Genomic DNA, 22,371 nt, shown 5'->3' on the forward strand with positions numbered 1-22,371 from the left:
CCGGCCCCATCCGCCTTCAATGCAATTCCGGTTTGCGAGCGCTTAGTCTTAGTGTTCGGCGCGCCGGCTCAGTCTTCCTGCGCGATGGTCACGCGCAGGCCGTCGAGGTCGGCCGTGAACGGCACCTGGCAGCCCAGCCGCGAATTCTCGTCGCGGTGATCGGAGGATTCGAGAAGATCGTCCTCGTCCTCGCTCATCGGCGGCAGCTTGTCCTTGAACGACGGATCGACGTGGACGTGGCAGGTGGCGCACGAACAGCACCCGCCGCACAGCGCCAGCAGCTCGTCGAAGCCGTTGTCGCGGATCGCCTCCATCACGGTCAGGCCGTCGTCGACGTCGACGGTGCTCTCTTCGCCGGCGCGGTTGACGACGATCAGCTTGGGCATGGGGCGCGTTCCTCTGTCGCTTCGATCCGGCGCGGCTGCTAGGGGCTCGCCGCATCTTTGGCAAGAACGAGAGGCCACCGGTGGGATTGAGCGCGGACGAGATCAGGGACAGCCTCGATACCGTCGCCGGGCGCGAGCCGGCGATCGCGCGGGCGCTGGCGGCGGCGGGCTATCCCGAACCGCGCATCCGCGAGACCGGCCATGTCACCCTGCTGCGCGCCATCGTCGGCCAGCAGGTGAGCGTGGCCGCCGCGGCGAGCATGTGGGCCAAGTTCGAGGCAGAGATCGGCGCGGCGATGGACCCGCACGAAATCCTGGCGCGCGATTTCGACACCTTGCGCGCCTGCGGCCTCAGCCGGCAGAAGCAGGGGTACGCGCGCAGCCTGTGCGAACTCGTCGCCGCGGGCGCGCTCGATTTCGATGCCCTTCCCGCCGACGACGAGGACGCGATCGCCGAACTCACCCGGATCAAGGGCATCGGCCGCTGGACCGCCGAGATTTACCTGCTGTTCGCCGAGGGCCGCCCCGACATCTGGCCGGCGGGCGACCTAGCGGTGCAGGTGGGTCTCGGCAAGATTCTCGGGCTGGACGCACGGCCGATCGAGAAGGAGACCCGCGCGCTCGCCGAACCCTGGCGCCCGCACCGCGGGGCGATCGCCATCTTCACCTGGCACTGCTACAACAACCCCGCGCTTTAGGCGCCGAACCGAACTTGCGCCCGGCGACAAGCTGTCTTAGTATGGCAAGACAGCTTCGAGGGGGAAGAACCATGTCACCGATCCGTACCGCCGCACTTATCGCCGTCTCCGCGCTCGCGCTGGGTGGATGCGCGACAACCATGCAAGAGATGCCCATGGCCACCACGACCGACACGACCGCCAGCGCAGCCGTTCCGGCCACGCTGGCATCCTATCCCCTGATCCCGCGCGACGTGCTGATGGGCAATCCCACGCGCAGCGCCGGGCGCCTCAGCCCCGACGGCAAGTGGCTGAGCTGGCTCGCGCCCAAGGGCGACACGTTGAACGTGTGGATCGCGCCCGCCAGCGATCCTTCGGCGGCCAAGGCGATCACCACGGCGACCGACCGGCCGATCCGCCAGTATTTCTGGGCGCCCGACAGCAAGCGCGTGCTATACATCCAGGACAAGGGCGGGGACGAAAACTTCCTGCTCTACGGCGTGGACGTGGCGACCGGCGCGGAAACAACGCTGACGCCGTTCGAGAAGACCCGCGTCCAGCTCATTGGCGGCTCGACGACGCAGAAGGACAAGCTCCTCGTCGGCCTCAACAACCGCGACGCACGCTTCCACGATGTGCACCTGCTCGACCTCGATACGGGCAAGACCACGCTCGTCATGCAGAATGACGGCGGATATGCCGGATTCCTCGCCGACGATGCGCTGAACCTGCGCATGGCGCTGCGCGCGAACGCTGCGGGCGGGATGGACATGTTCCCCATCGTCGACGGGAAGATCGCCGAGAAGCCGTCGGACAGCACGACGCTGGAGGATGCGCTGTCGACATCGCCCGCCGGCTACACGGTGGACGGCAAGACGCTGTACTGGATCGACAGCCGCGGCCGGAACACCGCCGCGCTGATCGCGCAGGACACCGAAACGGGCGCAAAGACCGTCATCGCGGAAAACCCCAAGGCGGATATCGGCGGCTCGCTGACCAACCCCAGGACCGGCCGGGTGGAGGCCTATTCGGCGAACTACCTCAAGACCGAATGGACCGCGCTCGATCCGAACGTGAAGGCATCGCTCGACTGGCTGGACAGCAAGCTCGACGGCGAGTTCGCGGTCACCAGCCGGACCGACGACGACACCAAGTGGGTCGTCGCCAACGATCCGCTGACCTCGCCGGCGAAGGCGTGGCTCTACGACCGGACGGCGAACACGCTGACCGAATTCTACACCGCGCGTCCCGACCTCGTCGGCGCGCCGCTGCAACCGATGCACCCGCTGGAAGTGAAGGCGCGCGACGGCAAGACGCTGGTGAGCTACCTCACCCTGCCGCCGGGGAGCGATCCCGACATGGACGGCGTGCCCAACGCGCCGGTGCCGATGGTCGTCTACGTACACGGTGGTCCATGGGCACGCGACGGCTACGGCTACAACACCGCGCACCAGTGGCTCGCCAACCGCGGCTATGCAGTAATGAGCGTGAACTTTCGCGGCTCGACCGGTCTTGGCAAGGACTTCATCTCGGCCGGCAACCTGCAATGGGGCCGCGCGATGCAGGACGATCTCGACGACGCGATGGACTGGGCGGTCGCCCGCGGTGTCGCGCAAAAGGACAAGGTCGCCATCATGGGCGGCAGCTACGGCGGCTATGCCACGCTCGCCGGCCTCGCCTTCACGCCCGAGCGGTGGGCCTGCGGCGTCGACATAGTCGGCCCGTCGAACCTGGAAACCCTGCTCGCCACCATCCCGCCCTACTGGGCGCCGATGGTGCAGCAGTTCCACGACCGCATGGGCAACCCCAACACGCCCGAAGGCCTGGCGCTGCTCAAGGAACGCAGCCCGCTTTACAGCGCGGACAAGATCGTGCGCCCGCTGCTGATCGGCCAGGGCGCCAACGATCCGCGCGTGAACCAGGCGGAAAGCGACCAGATCGTGGGCGCGATGAAGGCCAAGGGCATTCCCGTGACCTACATCCTGTTCCCCGACGAAGGGCACGGATTCGCCAAGCCGGCCAACAGCATCGCCTTCAACGCGATCGCCGAGAACTTCCTCGCGAAGTGTCTGGGCGGCCGGGCCGAACCCATCGGCGACGACGTGGCGCAATCGACCGCGAAGGTCGTCGAGGGCGCCGCCTACGTCGATGGCCTCGGCGGCTGACCGGCGTTTGCATCGCATGCCTTCCGCGCTAGTGCCGCTTTCCTGACACGGGAGAGCGGCACATGGCGGACCGGAAAGCGATCTTCATCACCGGCGGCGGTTCCGGCATCGGCCGCGCCATCGCGGAATACTTCGCCGGGCGAAGCTGGTTCGTCGGCATCGGCGACATCGACGCGGGCGGCATGGCGGGCACGCAGGCGGCGATCGCGGGCGACAGCTTCGCGAAACGGTTCGACGTCCGCGACCGCGCGGCGTGGGACGAGGCGCTGGACGCGTTCTCCGCCGCGGCGGGCGGACGGATCGATGTGGTCGCCAACAACGCCGGCATCCCGCTCGGCGGATCGCTGGCCGACAACACGACCGACGAGATCGAGCGCTGCCTCGACATCAACCTCAAGGGCGTGCTGTTCGGCGCGCAGGCCGCGCTGCCGCACCTCAGGAAGACCGCGCCGGGTTCCTGCCTGCTCAACACGGCGAGCGCGGCGGGCATCTACGGCACCGGCGGCGCCAGCGTCTATTCGGCGACGAAATTCGGCGTGCGCGCGATAACCGAGGCGCTCGACGCCGAATGGGCCGAATTCGGCATCGAGGTTCGCGACCTGATGCCGGGCTTCATCGACACGCCGCTGATCGACCGGACGCCCAACCAGGGCAGTAACGAATCGATCCGCAGCCGCGTGATCGAAGGCGGGCTGGAGATCACTCCGCCGCTCGAGGTCGCGCAGGCGGCATGGGATGCGGTGCACGGCCAGCGCCTGCATACGCTGGTGGGCAAGACCGCGCGCCGCGCCGCCTTCGCCAGCCGCTGGATGCCGGGCAAGATGCGCAAGATGGCGCGGCAGTCATCGCGCCCCCTCGGGAACTAAAGAAGCGCGTCGATCGCCTTCGCCATAGCGAAGTCGCGGGTGCTGAGCCCGCCGGCGTCGTGGGTGGTGAGGGTAATCTCGACCCGGTTGTAGACGTTGAACCACTCCGGGTGGTGGTCGGCCTTGTCGGCAAGCAGGGCGACGCGGGTCATGAAGCCGAACGCCTCGCTGAAGTCGGCGAACGTGAACGTGCGCTCGATCGCCTTGCCCTCGCGCGCCAGCGACCAATCGGGCAGATCGCGCAGCGCGGCGCCGCGTTCGGTTTCGGTCAGTTCGGCGATGGCCACGGTGCGTCTCCCTTGCTTGTCGCTGGCCCGGCCTTGGCCTAACGCGGGCGACGATGGAAGGGGCCCGTCTCGCCGCACACGATCTTGCCTGCCGGCGCGGCGACCGCCTGCTGTTCGCGGGCCTGCCGTTCGCGCTCGGGCCGGGCGAAGCGCTGCAAGTCGCGGGCGAGAACGGGACCGGCAAATCCAGCCTCCTGCGCATCCTCGCCGGACTGCTGCGCCCCTTCGAGGGATCGGTCGAGCGGACCGGGCCGGTGGCGCTGCTCGACGGCAGCCTGCCGCTCGACGAACACCTGCCGCTCGGCAAGGCGATGGCGTTCTGGGCACGGATCGATCGCGCACCGCTGCCGGTCGATCCGGCGCTGGCCGAAGTGCCGGTGCGCTTCCTCTCGACCGGCCAGCGCAAGCGCGCAGGCTCCGTGCAGAGCGCCCCTCGAGAAGGCGGCATCTGGCTGCTCGACGAACCGCTCAACGGGCTCGATGTGCGGGCGGCCGAGGGTCTGCAGGCGCGCGTGGCGGACCATTGCGCTGACGGCGGCATCGCGGTGATCGCCTCGCACCAGCCGTTCGCGCTTCCGGGGCTCAGGCGGATCGAATTGGCGGAGTTCGCCGCATGATCTCCGCCCTCCTCCGCCGCGATCTCGGGCTGCTGTTCGGCGGCGGCCGCGGCGGCCCGTGGCTGCCGGTGCTGTTCTTCGTCGCGGTCGCGGTGCTGTTTCCCTTCGCAGTCGGACCCGACGCGCCGCTGCTCGCACGCACCGGCGGCGGGGTGCTGTGGGTCGCCGCGCTGCTCGCCGCGATCCTGCCGATCGACCGCCTCGTCGCGCCCGACCTGGAGTCAGGGTTTTTCGACCAGTTCGCCTTGCGCGGAATTTCGGAGGAGCTTGTGCTCGCCGTCCGCCTGCTCGCCCACTGGCTGAGTTTCGGCCCGCTGCTCCTCCTCGCCGCCCTCCCCGCGAGCGCGCTCCTCGGCCTCCCGGGCGAGACGACCCGTACGCTGCTCCTCGGGCTGCTGGCCGGCACTCCCGGCCTCGCTGCGATCGGCCTCGTCATCTCCGCCCTCACCGCCACTCTGCGCGGCGGCACGGCATTGGGCGGCCTGCTGCTGATCCCGCTGGCGGTGCCGGTGCTGATCTTCGGCGCGGGCGCGCTTGCCAACCCCGACGGCGCGGGATTGGCGCTGTGTGGAGCGATCAGTCTGGCGCTGTGCGCTGTGGCACCGTTTGCCAGCGGTGCGGCGGTGCGGGCAGCAAGAGAAACATGAGCGGAACTCCCGATCCGTCATCCCAGCGAAAGCTGGGATCGCTGGCCTTATGGTGAAACAGTGACCAAAGGCGGCTGGGTCTATATCCTGACCAACAAGCCGAACGGCGTGCTCTACATCGGCGTTACGTCGGATATTGCGGCGCGGATGATGCAGCACCGCGAGGGGAAAGGTTCGGCCTTTTGCCGGAAGTACGGAATTAGGATGTTGGTTTACGCCGAAGCGCATGAAGACAGGTCGGCGGCTATTGCGCGCGGGAAAGCGCTGAAGGCGTGGAAACGCGCGTGGAAGATCGAGCTGATCGAAAGCACGAACCCGAGCTGGAACGATCTGTTCGAGGTCATCCTCTAGCCGAGAGCGATCCCAGCTTGCGCTGGGATGACGGGGGGTGATTTTGGGAGAGCGATCCCAGCTTTTGCTGGGATGACGCCTAGTTGTAAGGCGGCTTGTCGCGCCCCGTCGGGCTTAGCGTGAAGATCTCGTTGCCGGTCTCGGTGATCCCGATCGAGTGTTCGAACTGCGCGGAGAGACTCTTGTCGCGCGTAACCGCGGTCCAGCCATCGGAGAGCAGCTTTACCCACGGCCGGCCGAGGTTGATCATCGGTTCGATGGTCATGAACATGCCGGGGCGCAGTTCGGGGCCGGTGCCGGCCTTCGCGGCGTGAACCACCTCGGGCGCGTCGTGGAACAGGCGGCCGAGGCCGTGGCCGCAAAACTCGCGCACCACGCCGTAGCGATGCCGTTCGGCATGGTCCTGGATGGCCGCGCCGATGTCTCCCAGCCGCGCGCCGGGCTGCGCCTTCTCGATGCCGATCATCAGGCATTCGTGCGTGATGTCGACCAGCCGCTTCGCCTTCAGCGAGACGTCGCCGACAAGGTACATCCGGCTGGAGTCGCCGTGCCAGCCGTCCAGCAGCGGAGTCACGTCGATGTTGACGATGTCGCCGTCCTTCAGCGCCTTGTCCGACGGAATGCCGTGGCACACGACGTGGTTGATCGAGATGCAGCAGGAATGCGTGTAACCGCGGTAGCCGAGCGTGGCGGGCACAGCGCCGCCGTCGAGCGTCATCTGCCGCACCACGTCGTCGAGTTCCGCGGTGGTCACGCCCGGCTGCACCATCGGCGCCAGCGCATCGAGGATTTCGGCGGCCAGCCGTCCGGCCCTGCGCATGCCCTCGAACCCTTCCGGTCCGTGGAGCTTGATGGTGCCGTCGCGGATGACGGTCTCGGTGCCGGTGACGGTCTGGTATTCGGTCATATGCTGCACATAGGGGCAACCTCTCGAAAAGTCACCGCCCCGCGCTGAACGCCGCGCGATAGGCCGGCTTTACAGCATTCAGCATCTTTGCCGTCATCGGAAAATCGAGTTCGTAGGCCCCTTCCGCATAGGATCCCGCCACGTAGGGCCCGTACCAGACTGTGATCCGGTCGAAGGTCTTGCCGTTGGACGACCCCACCAGCACGGTCGCCTCGTCCAAGGAGGGGCAGGCGGGAAAGATGGGGTCCGCGCCTTGCGCGGCGATCTCCATCCCCTTGCGCTCCCGCTCCGCATTGAGCGACCGGCACAATGTATCACCCATTGCCGAGCCCAGCGTGGCGGCCGACGTGAACAGCTCTTCGGACGGGAACGACCGGTCCGCCTTCTTGTCCCAGATCAGTCCGGTCAGGCCGTACATCCCGTGCGCCCCGCCGGTGTAGGTGGCGAATGAGTTGGACAGGCTGAGATAGTCCGGAAGGTCGGCCACGACCTGCCACTTGTTCGACAGGCTGTGCGGGTTGAAGGGAAAATCGTTCTCCTGCCGGTCGGCCTTTTCGGCTTCGGCCGCCTTCAGCATCTCGTTCCGCGACCGCCGTGCATCGGCCTCGATCTTCGCGGCGAGTTCGGGGATCGCGCCGACTTGGGCCGGATAGGACAGTTCGTAGCTGAAGACGTCCGTCTCCTCCTTCACCGATTTCGCCGCGCCGGCCGCCCCGGTCGCGCTCGCGCTCGCCATCGCATCGACGGTCACGCCCGTGCGCTCCGCGACCTCGGCGGGCGAGGAACAGGCGGCGCAGGCCAGCGTAACGAAGGCAGCGAACCGGTGATGCGGCATTGGAATTCTCCGGACAGGCACTAGGTGGACCGTACATGAGCAAAAGCACCGAAACGATCCAGCCCGCCCTCGTCCAGGCAGACCGCGGGCAGGCCGGAATCGCCATCCACCTCGTGAACAAGGACGGGTTCGGCGACTGGGCGAAGAAGCTGACGAAGGGGCAGCGCGCCGCGCTGGAGGCGCAGAAGTTCACCGGCGGCGGAGATCAGGTGGCGATCGTTCCCGAAGGCGACGGATGGTTCGCGGTCGGCGGCGTTGCCGATCCGGCGAATCTTTCGAGCTGGTGCCTCGCCAAGCTGGCCGAGGCTCTGCCCGAGGGGACTTACCGCGTGGACGGCCGCGAGCCGGGCCCCGCGCTGTTCGGCTGGCAGACCGCGCAGTACCGCTTCACCCGCTATCGCGACGACACCGATGCCGCGGGCCCGCGCGTGCTGCTGACGAAGGATGCAAGGGCGATCGAGCCGGCGCAGGCCGAGGCGCGCGCGACGTGCAAGGTCATGGACCTCGTCAACACGCCGGCCGAGGACATGGGCCCCGCCGCCCTGGAGGCCGAGGCCGAGGCGCTGGCTAAGGCGCACAGGGCCACGCTTTCGGTGACGAAGGGCGAGACGCTGGAGCGCGAATACCCGATGGTCCACGCAGTCGGCCGCGCCGCCGCGCGCGAGCACGCACCGCGCCTCATTCACGTCACTTGGGGCAAGGAAAGCGACCCCGTGCTGGCGATCGTCGGCAAGGGCGTGTGCTTCGATTCGGGCGGGCTCGACATCAAGGGCGCCAGCGGCATGGCGCTGATGAAGAAGGACATGGGCGGCGCGGCGCACGCGCTGGCGCTCGCGGGCTTGATCATGGGCGCGGGGTTGAAGGTGCGGCTGCACCTGCTGGTGCCCGCGGTGGAGAACGCGATTTCGTCGAACGCCTTCCGCCCCGGCGATGTGCTGAACAGCCGCAAGGGGCTGACGGTGGAGATCGGCAACACCGACGCCGAAGGGCGCCTGATCCTCGGCGATGCGCTGACGCGGGCGAGCGAGGAGAACCCCGACCTCATCATCGATTTCGCCACCCTCACCGGCGCGGCGCGCGTGGCGCTCGGCCCCGACTATCCCGCGCTGATGGCCCGGCGCGACGAGACCGCCGCCGCGCTGATCGAGGCGGGCAAGGCGCACGACGACGAACCGTGGCGGCTGCCCCTGCCCGAGGCCTATGCCGAATGGCTGAAGTCCGACATCGCCGACACCAACAACGCGCACGGCAACGCCTTCGCCGGTGCGAGCGTGGCGGGCCTGTTTCTCGACAAGTTCGTTGGCGCCAAGGATGACGGAACGCCTATCGACTGGGCGCACTTCGACACGTTCGCCTGGCGCCCCGCCGCCAAGCCCGGCCGGCCCAAGGGCGGCGCCGCCTACGGCCTGCGCGCCGCGTGGCACATGCTGCAGGCCCGCTACGGCTGAAACTTGCCGTCAGCCTCGCGGCGCTATAAGCGCCCGCACGATGAAGCGGGGCAACCTCCTGCCGTGACCGAAACGGCGCCATATCCCTTGCCGGAAGGGCAGCTGTCGCTGTCCGGTCCGCGCGAGCGCCCGGCGACGGGTACGCTGCCCATCCGCGGCGACCTCGCACACATCGCGCTCGCCGAGACGTACCTGTGCGCGCACTATGTCGTGCCGCAACTGCGCACCATCGGCCAAGGCGGAGCGACCCTGCTGTGCCAGCCGCGCGAGGGATCGGACGAGGTGACGACCCTTGCCGAAGGGACCCGGGTCGAGGCGCTCGACTACGCCGGTCCGTGGTGCTGGATCTGCCTGGGTCCGCAGGGGCCGTCGGGCTACGTCCCCCTCAGCGCGCTCGTCATCGAGGGCTGAGAGCGTGCCGACGCGCGTGTTCATCGACGGCGCGGCGGGAACGACCGGGCTCGAGATCGCCGACCGGCTTGCGGGCCGAGCCGAGTTCGAAATGGTCGCGCTGGCTGGCGACCGGCGCAAGGATTCCGCCGCCCGCCGCGAGGCGCTGAACGGAGCCGACTTCGCCGTCCTGTGCCTGCCCGACGATGCCGCGCGCGAGGCCGTGGCGCTGATCGACCCGGCCAGCCCGGTGCGGGTGATCGACGCATCGAGCGCGCACCGCGTCAGCGGCGGGTGGACCTACGGCTTTCCCGAGATCGTCGGCCGCGATGCCGTCGCCGGTGCCGCCCGCGTCACCAATCCCGGCTGTTACCCCAGCGGGTTCATCGCGCTCGTCGCGCCGCTCGTTCGCGCGGGCCTGCTGCCGGCCGACTGGCCGTTCACAGTCAATGCAGTGTCCGGCTATTCGGGCGGCGGCAAGGGCCTGATCGAGCGGTTCGAGGCCGACCGCGACATCGCCTGGCGCGGCTACGCGCTGGGGCTGGGGCACAAGCACGTGGCCGAGATGCAGGTCCTGTGCGGCCTTGCTCATCCTCCGCTGTTCGCGCCCGCGGTCGTACCCGCGCACCGGGGCATGGTGGTCGAGGTTCCGCTCCCTCTCGCCGCGATCCCTGGCGCCGCGGGCGCGGACGCGCTGCGCGATTGCCTGGCCGCGTTCTACGACGGAAGCCCGATCGTGCGCTTGGGCGATACGCCCGAGGGCGGCGAACTGGTGCTGCGCCAATCGCGCGCGCCGTCGGACGGCATGGAACTACACGTCTTCGCCGCGCCCGACGGGTCGCAGGTCCGGCTGGTCGCGATGCTAGACAATCTCGGCAAGGGCGCGAGCGGCGCGGCGGTCCAGAACCTCAACCTCATGGCCGGCTTGAGCGAGACAGCGGGACTTCAACTGCCCTGATTTTAGGCACCCGCTGCCCGCATCTGCGGCAGCCTAAAATCGCACGCTTCGGAATGTTGCCCGTACGGGCCCCTCGCCTCACCGAATCTTGCCCAGCCACCCTTTGAATTGCGGGCCCGATGGCCTACGCCCATGCCGCGATCCTTGGCACGATTCTTGAACCGCGCGAGGGGACGGATACACCTAACGCCGCAACCGGGGGTCACGTGAAAAAGATCGAAGCGATCATCAAGCCGTTCAAACTGGACGAGGTGAAGGAGGCGCTGCACGAAGTGGGCGTATCCGGCATCACCGTGACCGAGGCCAAGGGGTTCGGCCGCCAGAAGGGCCACACCGAACTCTACCGCGGCGCCGAATACGTGGTGGACTTCCTGCCCAAGGTGAAGCTGGAAGTCGTCGTGGCCGACGATCAGGCCGAACGCGTGGTCGAGGCGATTGCCGCCGCCGCGCAGACGGGGCGCATCGGCGACGGCAAGATCTTCGTGTCCACCATCGATACCGCGCTGCGCATCCGCACCGGCGAACGCGACGACGCGGCCATCTGAATTCGTGGCGCCGGCCCTGGCGTCGCTCCACTCCCCACCCGCACCATCCAGCGGGCCATCCAAGAGGTAAGACATGTCGAAAGCCAAGGACGTCATCAAGCAGATCGAAGAGAACGAGGTCGAATGGGTCGACCTGCGCTTCACCGATCCGCGCGGCAAGTGGCAGCACCTGACGATGGTTTCCAGCGTGCTGGGCGAGGACGAGCTCGAGGACGGCCTCATGTTCGACGGTTCGTCGATCGGTGGCTGGAAGGCGATCAACGAAAGCGACATGATCCTGAAGCCCGATCTCGAGCGGGTCTACATGGACCCGTTCAGCGCGACCCCGATGATGATCGTGTTCTGCGACGTCGTCGAACCGTCCACAGGTGAATGGTACGCCCGCGACCCCCGCTCGACCGCCAAGCGCGCCGAGAACTTCCTGAAGTCGACCGGCATCGGCGACACGATCTACGTGGGGCCCGAGGCCGAGTTCTTCATGTTCGACGACGTGAAGTTCTACGACGGCTACGACGGTTCGGGCTACAAGCTCGACGACATCGAGCTGCCGACCAACACGGGCCGCGACTACGAAGGCGGCAACATGGCGCACCGCCCGCGCGCCAAGGGCGGCTACTTCCCCGTCGCTCCGGTCGACAGCGCGGTCGACATCCGCGCCGAGATGGTCACGACCATGCTCGAAATGGGCCTGCCGTGCGACAAGCACCACCACGAAGTGGCCGCCGCGCAGCACGAACTCGGCCTCACCTTCGGCACGCTGGTCGAGACCGCCGACCGCATGCAGATCTACAAGTACGTCGTGCACCAGGTCGCCCATGCCTACGGCAAGAGCGCGACGTTCATGCCCAAGCCGATCAAGGACGACAACGGCAGCGGCATGCACACGCACATGTCGATCTGGGACGGCGGCAAGCCGCTGTTCGCGGGCAACGGCTATGCCGGCCTCAGCGACACCTGCCTCTATTTCATCGGCGGCGTCATCAAGCATGCCAAGGCGCTGAACGCCTTCACCAACCCGACGACCAACAGCTACAAGCGGCTGGTCCCGGGTTTCGAGGCGCCGGTGCTGCTCGCCTACTCGGCGCGCAACCGTTCGGCATCGTGCCGTATTCCTTACGGCACTGGCGAGAAGGCCAAGCGGGTGGAGTTCCGCTTCCCCGACGCGATGGCCAATCCCTACCTCGCCTACGCCGCGCTGCTGATGGCGGGCCTCGACGGCATCCAGAACAAGATCCACCCGGGCGAGGCGATGGACAAGAACCTCTACGACCTGCCGCCGGCCGAACTGGCCGAAGTCCCGACCGTGTGCGGCAGCTTGCGCGAGGCGCTCGAGGCTCTGGAGGCGGATCACGAGTTTCTGCTGAAGGGCGACGTGTTCACCAAGGACCAGATCGACGCCTACGCCGAGATCCTGTGGGCCGACGTCAGCCGTTGGGAAACCACGCCGAGCTCAGTCGAGTTCGACATGTATTACAGCGCGTAAGAAGCCCCGGCCCGCGGGCCGCTGGCGACCGAACAGAGGGGCCGTCCGGAGCGATCCGGGCGGCCCCTTTTCGTTGTCCTACAGCGGTCTTTTCTGCCAGATGACGCCGCCTCTTTCCCACCCTGACGAGGCACACATGCACCGCAAGCCGATCTTCGATGCCGTCCGCAAGCTGCTCGGGCGGGGTTTCCTAACGCCCGAAATAGCGGCGCTCGATGCCGCGATCGACGCCGCCGGCGCCGCCCCCGCTCCGTTGCCCCTGGACAGTGTGACAGGTGTGACATCGGAGCCGGCGACCCGGTCCGTGAGCGAAGCGGGCATCACCCTCATCAAACGGTTCGAAGGGCTCGCTCACCAGCGCGAGGACGGTCTGGTGGAAGCCTATCCCGACCCCGGCACCGGCGGCGCGCCGTGGACCATCGGCTGGGGCGCGACAGGCCCGGGCATCCGCCGCGGCACCGTGTGGACCCGTGCCCAGTGCGATGCACGCCTGATCGACGACATCGCGCGCCATGCCGCCGACGTCGCCCGCGCGATCGGCGACGCACCGACGAGCCAGGGCGAGTTCGATGCTTTGGTCAGCTTTCACTACAACACCGGCGCGATCGCACGCGCGACCCTGACGCGGCGCCATCGCGAAGGAGACCGCGCCGCCGCGGCAGGTGAATTCGCGCGGTGGAACCGGGCGAGCGGCGGGGTGCTCGCCGGTCTCGTCCGCCGCCGTGCCGCGGAGGCAGCGCTCTACGCCGGGTAGCCGCCAGCGGTATGAAAACAAAGGATATCGGACGGTTGTTTCTCGTTAATGGAACCGGCTTCCGAGTCTTATCGTTGGTTGTGTCAAAGGAGCTTAACAATGCGCAATTTCATGATCAGCGCGGCGGCCCTCGCACTTGCCGCGACCGGTGCTCAAGCCGACCCCGGCGGGGGCAAGGGCCCGGGAAACGGCAACGGAAACGGCAAGGGCAACGCCTCTGCAGCAAAAGTCGACAAGGGTCCCTCGATGAAGGCCGACCGCGGCCCCGCGAAGCAGGCCGATCGTGGTCCCTCGATGAAAGCCGACCGCGGCCCGTCGAAGCAGGCAGATCGCGGCCCCTCCATGCAGGCCGACCGTGGTCCTGCGGCCAAGGCCGACCGTGGTCCTGCGGCCAAGGCCGACCGTGGTTCTGCGGCCAAGGCCGATCGTGGCCCTGCCGTGAAAGCCGAGCGCCGTGCGGAAGCCCAAGGCAATCGGGGCAACGGCAACGGTAACGGTAACGGAAACGCCCGCGCCGAAGACACCAACTATGTCCGTACCGATCGGGGCGCCGACTACCGAGATGTCAATGTCCGCTACACCGGCTTCGATAGCCGGCAAACCGGCATCATCGACGGGTGCCCCCCGGGCCTCGCCAAAAAGAATAACGGCTGCACTCCCCCGGGCCTCGCGAACAACAGCAATTACGACTATCGCAGCGCCTACTATTCGCCGTCCTATTACGGCTACAACGGCATCGGCGACGGTCGCTACTACTACGACGACGGCTACCTGTACCGGGTGAACAACACCGGCGGCATCTTGGGATACCTGCCGTTGCTCGGCGGCGCTCTTTCGGTCGGCAACCAGTGGCCGAGCTATTACCAGCCGGTCAGCGTGCCGGACTACTACCGGGAGTACTACAACCTCGGCTCGCCCAACAGCTATCGCTACGCGGACGACGTGCTCTACCGCGTCGATCCCAATACCTCGACGATCACCTCGATCGCCGCACTGCTGACGGGCGACCAGTTCCAGGTCGGCCAGCGGATCCCGAACGGATACGACGTCTATAACGTCCCCTACGGCTATCAGGACCGATATTACGACAGCCCGGACTCCTACTACCGGTATTCGGACGGGTACGTGTACCAGGTCGATCCCACCACGCAGCTCATCCAGGCTGCCATCCAGCTGCTGACGTAAGAGGCCCGGCATGGAAACGATGAAACCCCTCGCCGCCGCGCTCGCGCTGGCCGTGGTCGTTCCCTTAAGTGCCTGTTCGCAAGGCGAAACCACGACGACCGCGTCCGGCGAGACCGACAATGCGAACCAGACACTCGCGGCCGCGATCGGCGGTGCGCCGGGGCTGACCACGGTGTCGGGCGCTCTGTCGGAGGCCGGCCTTGCCGACGTGTTCGACGGACCGGGCAGCTACACCGTGCTCGCGCCGGACGATGAGGCGTTCGGCAAGCTCGGTGACAAGGCCGCGACGCTGACCGACGAACAGCACCGCGCACAGCTCGTCGCCGTGCTGCGCGGGCATATCCTGCCCGGCAACGTGACCCCCGACGCAATCAGGAAGGCGATCGCCGCGAAGAAGGGCCCGGTCACCATGACCACCCTTGCCGACGGCACCGTCACCTTCAGCGAGAGCGGCGAGGACATCGCGGTTGCCGGCTCCGACGGGTCGAAAGCCATGATCGACGGTGCAACGATCACTGCCACCAACGGCGTGGTCCTGCCCATCGACGGCCTGCTCAAGAAAGCGGACCCCGCGCCGGTCACCTGACGCGCCGCGATTCCTAACACGAAGACGCCCGGGACGGTCCGAACCGCCCCGGGCGTCTTCGTATCCGCCTCAGTAGTCCTTGCTCGCCTTCGCCACGATCGATTCGCGCCCGATCGTGCTGATGCTGCCGAGGATCGAGAGCCAGCTGGTGATGCGGAACTCCGCCTGCGTGGCGCTGTATCCGCGCCCGTCGGTGATGATTTCGACGTAGAACCGCCGGCCGATGTTCTTGCCCAGCGCGATCGAGGTCGCCCGCCCGATCGCCGGGTCCGCGCTGACGATCCGCAGCCGGTCGAGGCCGATGGCCGTGCGCAGGCGGTTGATCGGGTCCATCCCCCCGCCCCCGCGCAGCGAGGCGAGCGCCGAGCCGAGCTGGAGCACGTCGGTCGCCGAAAGCTCGGTGATCGACCCGCCGAACAGCAGGCGCGCGAGGATTTCTTCCTCCGGCAGGCCGGGCGTGGAGGAGAACGTGATCTCCGGCTGCAGCGCGCTGCCCTGGACCTTCACCTGCACGTCGAGCCCTTCGGACTCGGTCTCGGCCACGATGTCGAGCCGCGGATCGATCGGCGTGTTCTCGTCGAAATTGATAACCCCGCGGGTGAGGTCGAAGCGGGTGCCGGCGAAGCTATAGTCGCCGCGGATCACTTCCGCCCGGCCGCCGATGCGCGGGTTGTCGGTCGTGCCGCGCAGCAGCACGTCCGCGCTCCATTCGCTGTCGAGGCCCATGCCGTCGACGTCCACCCTGCTCGGCGCGCGCGCGTCGATCAGGTAGCGCCACGGCGCACTGGCGGCCGCGGCAGGCCGCCGGTCGTAGGGCAGGTTGATCTCGCGCGTCTTGATCTGCGGGATCTGTCCGTCCTCGGCCGCAGTGCCAAGCCTCCAGCTCGCCCGGTTGACTATCAGGCGGCCCGCGATGGTCCCGCCGAACCCGTCGGAGACGATCCGCAGCGGCCCGGTAACGGTCGCGCTGAGGCCGTTCGCATCGAGCAGGCGCGCGTTGCTGGCCGCGGCACGAATGTCGAGCTGCGGCCCCTTGGTGCCGAGATCCTCGAGCACCACCGTTCCGCTGCCGAGCACCGTGCCGTCGTTGGGCGTCGTACCCTTGAAGCTGGTCAGCCGCAGGCGCGAGCCCGAGAACGTGCCGCGCGCGACCACGTTGCTGATATCGGTGCCCGACAGGCTGGAGCGCAGGCGAAGGTTATTGGACGCGAGCGAGCCGTTGACCCGCGGCGTCGCCAGCGTGCCGGTGACGTCGGCGGCGACCGACAGGGGCCCGGTGAGGTCGAACGCGTCGATCGCGGCAAGCCGCCACAGCGCGTCGGCCGGTCCGTTGTAGCGGAGCTGGGCGAACAGGTCGCCCGCGCGGAGCCGGTCGAACAGCGCGCCCGATGCGGGCAGCCCCGCAATCCGCGCCTGCAACCGCCCGCGCCGGGCCGCGCCCTCGTTGATGACCGCACGCGTATCGAGCCGGTTCGGGGTGAGGCGCAGCACCATCGCAAGATCGATGGGCCGCGAGGTGAGCACGAGGCCAGAGCGTGTCAGGCCGGCGACCTTCACCCGCGCCTCTCCCGTGGGCACACCGCTGCGATTGGTCGTGAAGTCGACCACGCCCGAGATTTTCCCGCCAAGCCCGAGCTCGGTGAAGATGTCGACCACCGACAGCGGCATGTCCGCCATCTGCAGCTTCACCGCGCTGGTGCCGCCGCCGAACTCGCCCGAGCCAATGATGGCGCCGCCGGCGAAGTTGACCTGCGTGGGCGCCAGCTGCCAGCCGCCGTCGGGCTGGCGCGTCAGCACGGCGCGGCGCGGCATCGTGATCGGACGGCCCGCGAACTCGCCGCGCGCGGCGACCGCCACGCGGTCCGGCTCGATGCCGGCGTTGAGCTGTAATGCAAAGCGGCTGCCGCGCCGTCCGGCGACCGATGCGGTGACCGTGCCCGACCCGTTCTCGAGCTCGGCACGCGCAGCCAGACGTCCGATGAACAGGCTGCCGTAAGTGATTCCTTGCGCGAACACGCTGCCGCCCACCGTCGTGCGCCCGGTCGCAAGAACGCCGCTGGCGTCGATGTCGGCCCGCGCGATGGAGATCGGGGTTTCGCCGCCGAACGTGGCGTTGTCGGCCGCGACCTTGACGTCGAAGCCCTGCCCGCCGCCGCGGGGGCTGAGCGCGATCGTCCCGTCGAGCCCGCCGCCCGTCAGCGCCAGCGTGCCGGCTGCCGCCCCGTCGCCCAGCGTCAGTTCGCCGGTGACCGAGGTTTTCCAGACGTCGAGCTTGCGGATGACGACGCGGGTCGCGGCGTTGGCGGGGGCGAAGAGGTCAATCGTACCTTCGAACGGGCCGAGGAGCGACTGGCCGCGCGTTTCGATACCGAAGCCGTTCCGGATCGGCGCGATGGCCACCCGCACGTCCTTGAGGCCCGCGCTCGGCAGCGGGTCGGCGAAGACGAGTACGGCCTCGGGCCCACGCGCGGTATAGGCGCCCTCGACCGTAAACGGGCCGTAGTCGACATGCCGCCCGCGCCCGGCCACGCTGGTGCGGTCGGGGCGGATCATGCCGTCGAGGGTCAGCGACAGCTTGCTAGCGCTGATGCTCACGCCGCGGAAATCCAGTGGCCGCTCGCCGCCCGTCGTGATGCCGCCGCTGAACGCGATCGCCGGACCGGCGAGGTTCGCGAGGGTGGCGTTGGTCACGCGAGGGATGCGCCCGGTGAAATCGGCGCTGAGCGTCCACGGCGCATTGCCGAACGTCGCCACGATGCGCGCGCCGCCGTTGACCGTGCCGACGTTCTCGAGCGCCAGGCCGTTGGCCGTCACCGGGCCGGACACGCGGTAGTTGCCGGTGCCGGTATCGCCGGCCAGTGCGAGCCGCGCACTCGCGCCGGGGAAGGAGATCGCAAGGCCGTCGGATGTGATCCTGCTGCCCTGGTAGACGACGCGCCCGCCGACCGTGCCGTTCACCAGCCGCGGATCGACCTGCGCCGAACCGGTGACAATGCGCGCGAGCTTGGCGGACACCGGCAGCACCCAGCGCGATCCGTCGTAGGTCGCGGTGCCTTCCTGCGTCACCCCGGTCACTTGCGTGGTGCCGGTCACGAACTTCGCCACCGACAACCGGTGCTCGATCGAAAGGTCGCGGAAACTGCCGTCGACCGTAGCCGCCACGCGGGCGCCCTCCACCCGCGTGCCGGGTCCGAACAGCGTCGGGTCCTTGATCCGGGCATCGATCGCCAGCGCGCGCGCCGCGTTTTCGCCCAGGTCGAGCGCACCGCGTGCGCTGCCCGCGACCGCATCGGTCACCAGCTGGACCGTGCCGTCGAGGACGCTGTCCTTGAGAGTGCCGACCGCCTTGTACGAAACCGTCTCGCTCGCCGCGTCGCGCAGCAGGCCGGGGGCCATCGCGGCTTGCGGATTTGCCTGCCCGACGATGGTGTAGGTGCCGTCGCGGTTGAGCACGCGGAACGCCGCGAACCGCTCGCCGTCGCGCTTGATCTCGCCGACCCCGTTCCATGCCGTCCAGGTGCCGTCGCCCATCACCCGCGCGCGGTAACCGGCCTTGGTTCCGATCATCCCCGCGAGCACCCCGCCCTGCGGCGCGAGATAGTCGAGATCGACGTCGAACTTGTTCGCGTCGGGCTGGGCATCGACCAGTGCGTGGATGCGATCGAACCGCCCCAATCGCCCGTCGGCCTCTACCATCGCGCGCCCGTCGCGAATGTCGGCCTTCGCCAGCAGGTTCACCCGTTCGGCGTTCGGCCCCGCCACGCCCTTCGCCAGCGTGAGATCGCGGATGGCCAGTTTGTCCACCCGGATGTCGAAATTGGGGAGGATCGGCGCGTCGGGATCGCCGGGGTTCAGTTCGGGCAGGCGGTAGAGCGTACCGCGGTGGGTCGTGAGTTCGCGGATGTCGAGCCCGCGGGTGAACCAGCTCGTCGGCCGCCAGTCGAGATCGACCATCGGCACGAACAGGAACCGGCCCTTGGGGTCCGACAGCGTGACGTCGTGCAGCCGCGCCTTGCCGTAGAGGTTGCCCTCGATCCGGCCGATATCGATTTCCAAACCCGATGCGGGTGCCACCTTGGCGATCTGGTCGGTGACCCAGCGGTGCCCGATGGGGCTGTTGAGCACCGCCAGCGCGGCGATCACCAGCAACACCAGTCCGGCCAGGATGCCGAGCGCCCACTTGGCCGCGCGGCGGCTGCGCGCGAAGCGGCGGACCTTGACCTCGATCGGCTCGCCTTCGACCGGGCCCTGATCCGGCACGGCGTCGATGCCCCCCTCGCCCGCCATCAGAATGCCTGCCCGAGCGAGACGTAGACCGCGACCCGGCTGTCGCCCGGCCCCGGATTGATGGGGGTCGCGATGTCGAAACGCAGCGGGCCGAACCCGGTGTTGTAGCGCACGCCCACGCCCGCGCCGATGCGCACGACGTCGAAATCGGGCGTGACCGACTGGCTGACGGTGCCTGCGTCGACGAACGGCACCACCGACAGCGCGCCGTCGAAGTAACCGGTCTGGATGCGCGCCTCGATCGCTCCTTCGAGCAGGCTGCGCCCGCCGGTGGGATTGCCCAGAGCGTCGCGCGGGCCGATCCGCTGGTAGCCGTAGCCGCGGACCGAGCCGCCGCCGCCCGAATAGAGCCGGCGCGAAGGCGCGATGTTGTCGAGCGCGGTCCCGGAGATCGCCGCGGCGCGGACCCGGCCCGCGACGACGATCTTCTCGGTCACCTGCTGGTAGTACGACGCGTCGACCTGGCTGCGAAGGTAGAAGCTCTGCGTCCGGTTGGTGCGCGAGATTTCCGGCGACAGGCGGGTGCCGAAGCGGAAACCCTTGTGCGGATCGAGCAGGTCGTCGGTCGAATCGATCAGCGCATAGAGCGGAATCGCGCCGATGAAGAAGGTGCGCCGCGGTTCGGCCACGCCGCCGATCGGCGCGGGACGTTCCTGAGTCGCGACCGCTTCCAGCCCCACGCTGTAGCTGAGCGGTTTCTGGAACAGCAGCGTCGACAGCCGTTCGTAGGTGCCGATCAGCGATACCGTGCGCGCGTCGTAGGCGTCGGACGAGATCGTCGAGGCGAACGCGTCGAGGGTGAGCACCTTGTCCCGCCCGCCGAGGTTGTTCTTGCGGAAGGTCACACCGGCGAGCTGCTGCTGGGTGCCGGCGATGCCGCGCACGCGCAGCATCCCTTCGGGCGGGAACAGGTTGCGATGCTCCCAGCTTCCCTCGATGCGGAAGCCCTCGCCGGTGCCGTAACCGATTGCCCCGGCCCAGGTCCTTAGCTTGGCCTTGGTCAGCTCGACGTCGAGATCGACCGTGCCCATCGTCTCGCCGGTGGGGTCGGCGACCTTGCGCGGGGTGATCGCGACCGAGGACACGAGTCCCGTCGTCACGATCGCGCGCCTGAGGTCGTATTCGAGGCTGCGCTGGTAGACGTCGCCCGGATCGAACCGGGCGATCGTGGCGAGATGCTCGCCCGACAGGAAATCGGGGAGGTTCGAATTGATCCGGCCGAACGCGAACTTGCCGCCGGGGCGGACCTTCATCGTCAGGTCGCCTTCGGTGCGCGCGTGATCGACCAGCAGTTCGGGCTCGTCGATCTCGGCGAAGGCATAGCCCGTTTCGCCGAGATAGCGGTCGAGATCGGCCTGTTCGGTGACGATCGCGTCGCTCGACATCGGATCGCCGCGCTCGATCTCGAACGCTTGGCGCAGCGCGCCGCCGTCGACCGCCGCGGTAATCTCGCCGAGATCGACCGCGCCGAAGCGGTAGCGCGGGCCCGGGATCACGTCGAAGCGGACCTCGGGGTCGGTGCTCGACGCTTCTTCGTCCGGCTGGATCCCGCCGACCGTGCGGATGACCTGCGCATCGTAATAGCCGTAGACCCGCAGGAGCGTGCCGAGCAGTTCCTCGTCGGCCTTCGCCCGGGCGGCGAGCTGGGCGATGTTGTCGTCGCTGCTGCCGAGGTCGGCGATCGTCGACAGGCCCTTGAACCGGTCGGCGAATTCGTCGCGCAGCGGAAAGGCCGTGTCGTCGCTGGGGAAGGCGAGCACCAGACCCTTGGTGATCCGTACGACTTCGGCGTCGGCAAGGCCGGGCTGCGCGAAGCCCGGGTCCTCGACGTCGGCGAACTGGATCGTATCGTCGGGTTCCAGCGGGGCGAGCTGCGGCAATTCCAGATCGTCGGGCCACTGCACGTCGATCGGCGGCAGCTCGGCGAGCGGCGAATCGGGATCGACCTCGACGAACGGAGTCGTCGGATCGGCGTCGTCATCCTGCGGTTCGGTGCCCTGCTGGGCCCACGCCTCGGGGTTCTCGACCGCGGCGTCGGGTATGAGGTCTTCGAGCGAGGCGGGCGCGTTGCGGTCCTGCGCCAGCGCCGGCAGCGGCGCGGCGACAATGGCCGCACACGCACCGGCGATAATGGCGATCCTACTCGGAGCGGCCGAACTGATGGAGTGCCGCATCCTTGGCGGGGCTTTGTTCGTCGCGACCGGCGCGGGGGCGGCCGACGGCTGCGGCGATGAGGGCGTCCTGCCGCTCCCGGTCGAGCCGGCGCCAGCCGTCGCGCCCGAGCAATTCGATCGGGCGGTAGCGTATCTTGTACTGCATCCGGTCGGACCCCTCGACCCAGTAGCCGAGGTAGACGTAGCCGAGACCGTCCTCGGCAGCCCGCCGGATGTGGTCGAGGATGATATAGTTGCCAAGACCCGTCCGCTTCTCATGTTCGGGATCGTAGAACGAATAGATCATCGACGTCCCGTCGCCCTGGCGGTCCGTGAGGCAGGCACCGACGAGACGGCCCGGCTTCAGTCCCTCCGCGGGCTCCCGATATTCAACGACATAGCTGGTTACGGGCGTATGTTCCACCATATCCGCATAATCGATCTCGTCCATCGCGGCCATGCCGCCGCCCGGATGCCGGGCGCCGAGATATTTGCGCAGCAATTCGAACTGTTCGCCGGTCGCCCACGGGCGGCATTCGGTCGCCACGAGGTCGCCATTGCGCTTGAGGTTCCGCTTCTGTGCGCTCGAGGGCGCGAACTCCGCTACGGGAACCCGGACCGACACGCAGGCCTGGCAGTCGAGGCAGCTCGGCCGGTAGGCGACCGTCTGGCTGCGGCGGAAGCCGATCCGGCCCAGCGCGTCGTTGAGTTCGTCCGCGTGCGAGCCCTTCAGTTCGGTGAACACCTTCCGCTCGCTGCGGCCCGGCAGGTACGGGCACGGCGCGGGGCTCGTCACGAAGAAGCGGGGGAAGCGAACGGGGGCCGTCACGGCTGGGTCTGATAC

21 protein-coding genes are annotated in these 22,371 nt (G+C 68.3%); 14 read left to right on the plus strand and 7 right to left on the minus strand.

The window, feature by feature from the left end; genetic code table 11:
- Positions 1 to 68 precede the first annotated feature (68 nt).
- Positions 69 to 386 carry a 2Fe-2S iron-sulfur cluster-binding protein gene (locus D4766_RS03585; RefSeq protein WP_120716213.1) on the minus strand — a complete coding sequence of 106 codons (318 nt, stop codon included), beginning with the start codon at positions 384 to 386 and terminating at the stop codon, positions 69 to 71.
- A gap of 80 nt (positions 387 to 466) precedes the next feature.
- Here D4766_RS03585 and D4766_RS03590 point away from each other — a divergent pair, with 80 nt between their 5' ends.
- From D4766_RS03590 to D4766_RS03600, 3 genes are all read left to right on the plus strand, one after another.
- Entirely contained in the window at positions 467 to 1,084 is a 618-nt protein-coding gene (locus tag D4766_RS03590) for a DNA-3-methyladenine glycosylase family protein (RefSeq protein ID WP_120716214.1), read from the plus strand.
- Positions 1,085 to 1,239: 155 nt separating this feature from the next.
- On the plus strand, positions 1,240 to 3,228 hold the full coding sequence (locus D4766_RS03595) for a S9 family peptidase (protein WP_199798099.1): 1,989 nt from the start codon (positions 1,240 to 1,242) through the stop codon (positions 3,226 to 3,228).
- Positions 3,229 to 3,290: 62 nt separating this feature from the next.
- On the plus strand, positions 3,291 to 4,094 hold the full coding sequence (locus D4766_RS03600) for an SDR family oxidoreductase (RefSeq protein WP_120716216.1): 804 nt from the start codon (positions 3,291 to 3,293) through the stop codon (positions 4,092 to 4,094).
- On the opposite strand, the gene D4766_RS03605 is transcribed toward D4766_RS03600, so the two are convergent.
- Entirely contained in the window at positions 4,091 to 4,381 is a 291-nt protein-coding gene (locus tag D4766_RS03605; RefSeq protein ID WP_120716217.1) for a 4a-hydroxytetrahydrobiopterin dehydratase, read from the minus strand. The genes D4766_RS03600 and D4766_RS03605 overlap by 4 nt on opposite strands.
- A gap of 53 nt (positions 4,382 to 4,434) precedes the next feature.
- On the opposite strand from D4766_RS03605, the gene D4766_RS03610 reads away from it, so the two are divergent.
- Genes D4766_RS03610 through D4766_RS03620 form a run of 3 tightly spaced genes read left to right on the plus strand, consistent with a single transcriptional unit; the run spans position 4,435 to position 5,996 of the window.
- Positions 4,435 to 4,998 carry an ABC transporter ATP-binding protein gene (locus D4766_RS03610; protein WP_120716218.1) on the plus strand — a complete coding sequence of 188 codons (564 nt, stop codon included), beginning with the start codon at positions 4,435 to 4,437 and terminating at the stop codon, positions 4,996 to 4,998.
- Positions 4,995 to 5,645 carry a heme exporter protein CcmB gene (locus D4766_RS03615; RefSeq protein WP_120716219.1) on the plus strand — a complete coding sequence of 217 codons (651 nt, stop codon included), beginning with the start codon at positions 4,995 to 4,997 and terminating at the stop codon, positions 5,643 to 5,645. Before D4766_RS03610 ends, D4766_RS03615 begins: the two co-directional genes overlap by 4 nt.
- A 60-nt stretch (positions 5,646 to 5,705) precedes the next feature.
- Positions 5,706 to 5,996, plus strand: coding sequence for a GIY-YIG nuclease family protein (locus D4766_RS03620; protein ID WP_194955788.1), 291 nt, complete (start codon positions 5,706 to 5,708; stop codon positions 5,994 to 5,996).
- A gap of 79 nt (positions 5,997 to 6,075) precedes the next feature.
- Here the strand turns inward: D4766_RS03620 and map are convergent, their stop codons facing one another.
- Together map and D4766_RS03630 are read right to left on the minus strand one after the other, a co-directional pair.
- A complete protein-coding gene (map, locus tag D4766_RS03625; protein ID WP_120716220.1) occupies positions 6,076 to 6,903 on the minus strand; it encodes a type I methionyl aminopeptidase in 828 nt (275 codons plus the stop codon).
- A 31-nt stretch (positions 6,904 to 6,934) separates the two neighbouring features.
- On the minus strand, positions 6,935 to 7,738 hold the full coding sequence (locus D4766_RS03630; protein WP_120716221.1) for a DUF4163 domain-containing protein: 804 nt from the start codon (positions 7,736 to 7,738) through the stop codon (positions 6,935 to 6,937).
- 35 nt (positions 7,739 to 7,773) lie between these two features.
- On the opposite strand from D4766_RS03630, the gene D4766_RS03635 reads away from it, so the two are divergent.
- The 8 genes from D4766_RS03635 to D4766_RS03670 all read left to right on the plus strand — a co-directional run bounded on the left by D4766_RS03635 (position 7,774) and on the right by D4766_RS03670 (position 15,087).
- Positions 7,774 to 9,186 carry a leucyl aminopeptidase family protein gene (locus D4766_RS03635; RefSeq protein ID WP_120716222.1) on the plus strand — a complete coding sequence of 471 codons (1,413 nt, stop codon included), beginning with the start codon at positions 7,774 to 7,776 and terminating at the stop codon, positions 9,184 to 9,186.
- Between the two features lie 63 nt (positions 9,187 to 9,249).
- The gene (locus D4766_RS03640; protein WP_120716223.1) at positions 9,250 to 9,597 is read left to right on the plus strand and encodes a hypothetical protein; all 348 of its coding nucleotides are present in this window, start codon (positions 9,250 to 9,252) and stop codon (positions 9,595 to 9,597) included.
- Between the two features lie 4 nt (positions 9,598 to 9,601).
- The gene (gene argC, locus D4766_RS03645) at positions 9,602 to 10,534 is read left to right on the plus strand and encodes an N-acetyl-gamma-glutamyl-phosphate reductase (protein WP_120716224.1); all 933 of its coding nucleotides are present in this window, start codon (positions 9,602 to 9,604) and stop codon (positions 10,532 to 10,534) included.
- Positions 10,535 to 10,740: 206 nt separating this feature from the next.
- Positions 10,741 to 11,079: a P-II family nitrogen regulator gene (locus D4766_RS03650; protein WP_120718035.1), complete on the plus strand. Its 339-nt coding sequence runs from the start codon at positions 10,741 to 10,743 to the stop codon at positions 11,077 to 11,079.
- A gap of 73 nt (positions 11,080 to 11,152) precedes the next feature.
- Positions 11,153 to 12,562 carry a type I glutamate--ammonia ligase gene (glnA, locus tag D4766_RS03655; protein ID WP_120716225.1) on the plus strand — a complete coding sequence of 470 codons (1,410 nt, stop codon included), beginning with the start codon at positions 11,153 to 11,155 and terminating at the stop codon, positions 12,560 to 12,562.
- Positions 12,563 to 12,698: 136 nt separating this feature from the next.
- The gene (locus tag D4766_RS03660) at positions 12,699 to 13,316 is read left to right on the plus strand and encodes a lysozyme (RefSeq protein ID WP_120716226.1); all 618 of its coding nucleotides are present in this window, start codon (positions 12,699 to 12,701) and stop codon (positions 13,314 to 13,316) included.
- A gap of 99 nt (positions 13,317 to 13,415) precedes the next feature.
- Positions 13,416 to 14,501, plus strand: a complete 1,086-nt coding sequence (locus D4766_RS03665; RefSeq protein WP_120716227.1) for a hypothetical protein — start codon at positions 13,416 to 13,418, stop codon at positions 14,499 to 14,501.
- Positions 14,502 to 14,511: 10 nt separating this feature from the next.
- Complete coding sequence (locus D4766_RS03670) at positions 14,512 to 15,087, plus strand: fasciclin domain-containing protein (protein WP_120716228.1); 576 nt, start codon at positions 14,512 to 14,514, stop codon at positions 15,085 to 15,087.
- A 69-nt stretch (positions 15,088 to 15,156) separates the two neighbouring features.
- Here D4766_RS03670 and D4766_RS03675 read toward each other — a convergent pair whose 3' ends face one another.
- Genes D4766_RS03675 through D4766_RS03685 form a run of 3 tightly spaced genes read right to left on the minus strand, consistent with a single transcriptional unit; the run spans position 15,157 to position 22,356 of the window.
- A complete protein-coding gene (locus tag D4766_RS03675; RefSeq protein WP_120716229.1) occupies positions 15,157 to 19,374 on the minus strand; it encodes a translocation/assembly module TamB domain-containing protein in 4,218 nt (1,405 codons plus the stop codon).
- Positions 19,374 to 21,548 carry an autotransporter assembly complex protein TamA gene (locus D4766_RS03680; protein WP_120716230.1) on the minus strand — a complete coding sequence of 725 codons (2,175 nt, stop codon included), beginning with the start codon at positions 21,546 to 21,548 and terminating at the stop codon, positions 19,374 to 19,376. Before D4766_RS03680 ends, D4766_RS03675 begins: the two co-directional genes overlap by 1 nt.
- Positions 21,514 to 22,356, minus strand: a complete 843-nt coding sequence (locus D4766_RS03685) for an arginyltransferase (RefSeq protein WP_120716231.1) — start codon at positions 22,354 to 22,356, stop codon at positions 21,514 to 21,516. Before D4766_RS03685 ends, D4766_RS03680 begins: the two co-directional genes overlap by 35 nt.
- Positions 22,357 to 22,371 lie beyond the last annotated feature (15 nt).

Source organism: Tsuneonella amylolytica, assembly GCF_003626915.1.
Taxonomy (GTDB): Bacteria; Pseudomonadota; Alphaproteobacteria; order Sphingomonadales; family Sphingomonadaceae; genus Tsuneonella; species Tsuneonella amylolytica.

Excerpts from the sequence above, each read along its gene's own strand:
- D4766_RS03585 (WP_120716213.1), bottom strand. The coding sequence starts at position 386 with ATGCCCAAGCTGATCGTCGTCAACCGCGCCGGCGAAGAGAGCACCGTC.
- D4766_RS03615 (WP_120716219.1), top strand. The coding sequence starts at position 4,995 with ATGATCTCCGCCCTCCTCCGCCGCGATCTCGGGCTGCTGTTCGGCGGC.
- D4766_RS03635 (WP_120716222.1), top strand. The coding sequence starts at position 7,774 with ATGAGCAAAAGCACCGAAACGATCCAGCCCGCCCTCGTCCAGGCAGAC.
- D4766_RS03595 (WP_199798099.1), top strand. The coding sequence starts at position 1,240 with ATGGCCACCACGACCGACACGACCGCCAGCGCAGCCGTTCCGGCCACG.
- D4766_RS03610 (WP_120716218.1), top strand. The coding sequence starts at position 4,435 with ATGGAAGGGGCCCGTCTCGCCGCACACGATCTTGCCTGCCGGCGCGGC.
- D4766_RS03600 (WP_120716216.1), top strand. The coding sequence starts at position 3,291 with ATGGCGGACCGGAAAGCGATCTTCATCACCGGCGGCGGTTCCGGCATC.
- D4766_RS03680 (WP_120716230.1), bottom strand. The coding sequence starts at position 21,548 with ATGCGGCACTCCATCAGTTCGGCCGCTCCGAGTAGGATCGCCATTATC.
- D4766_RS03660 (WP_120716226.1), top strand. The coding sequence starts at position 12,699 with ATGCACCGCAAGCCGATCTTCGATGCCGTCCGCAAGCTGCTCGGGCGG.
- glnA (WP_120716225.1), top strand. The coding sequence starts at position 11,153 with ATGTCGAAAGCCAAGGACGTCATCAAGCAGATCGAAGAGAACGAGGTC.
- D4766_RS03675 (WP_120716229.1), bottom strand. The coding sequence starts at position 19,374 with ATGGCGGGCGAGGGGGGCATCGACGCCGTGCCGGATCAGGGCCCGGTC.
- D4766_RS03665 (WP_120716227.1), top strand. The coding sequence starts at position 13,416 with ATGCGCAATTTCATGATCAGCGCGGCGGCCCTCGCACTTGCCGCGACC.
- D4766_RS03630 (WP_120716221.1), bottom strand. The coding sequence starts at position 7,738 with ATGCCGCATCACCGGTTCGCTGCCTTCGTTACGCTGGCCTGCGCCGCC.
- map (WP_120716220.1), bottom strand. The coding sequence starts at position 6,903 with ATGACCGAATACCAGACCGTCACCGGCACCGAGACCGTCATCCGCGAC.
- D4766_RS03670 (WP_120716228.1), top strand. The coding sequence starts at position 14,512 with ATGGAAACGATGAAACCCCTCGCCGCCGCGCTCGCGCTGGCCGTGGTC.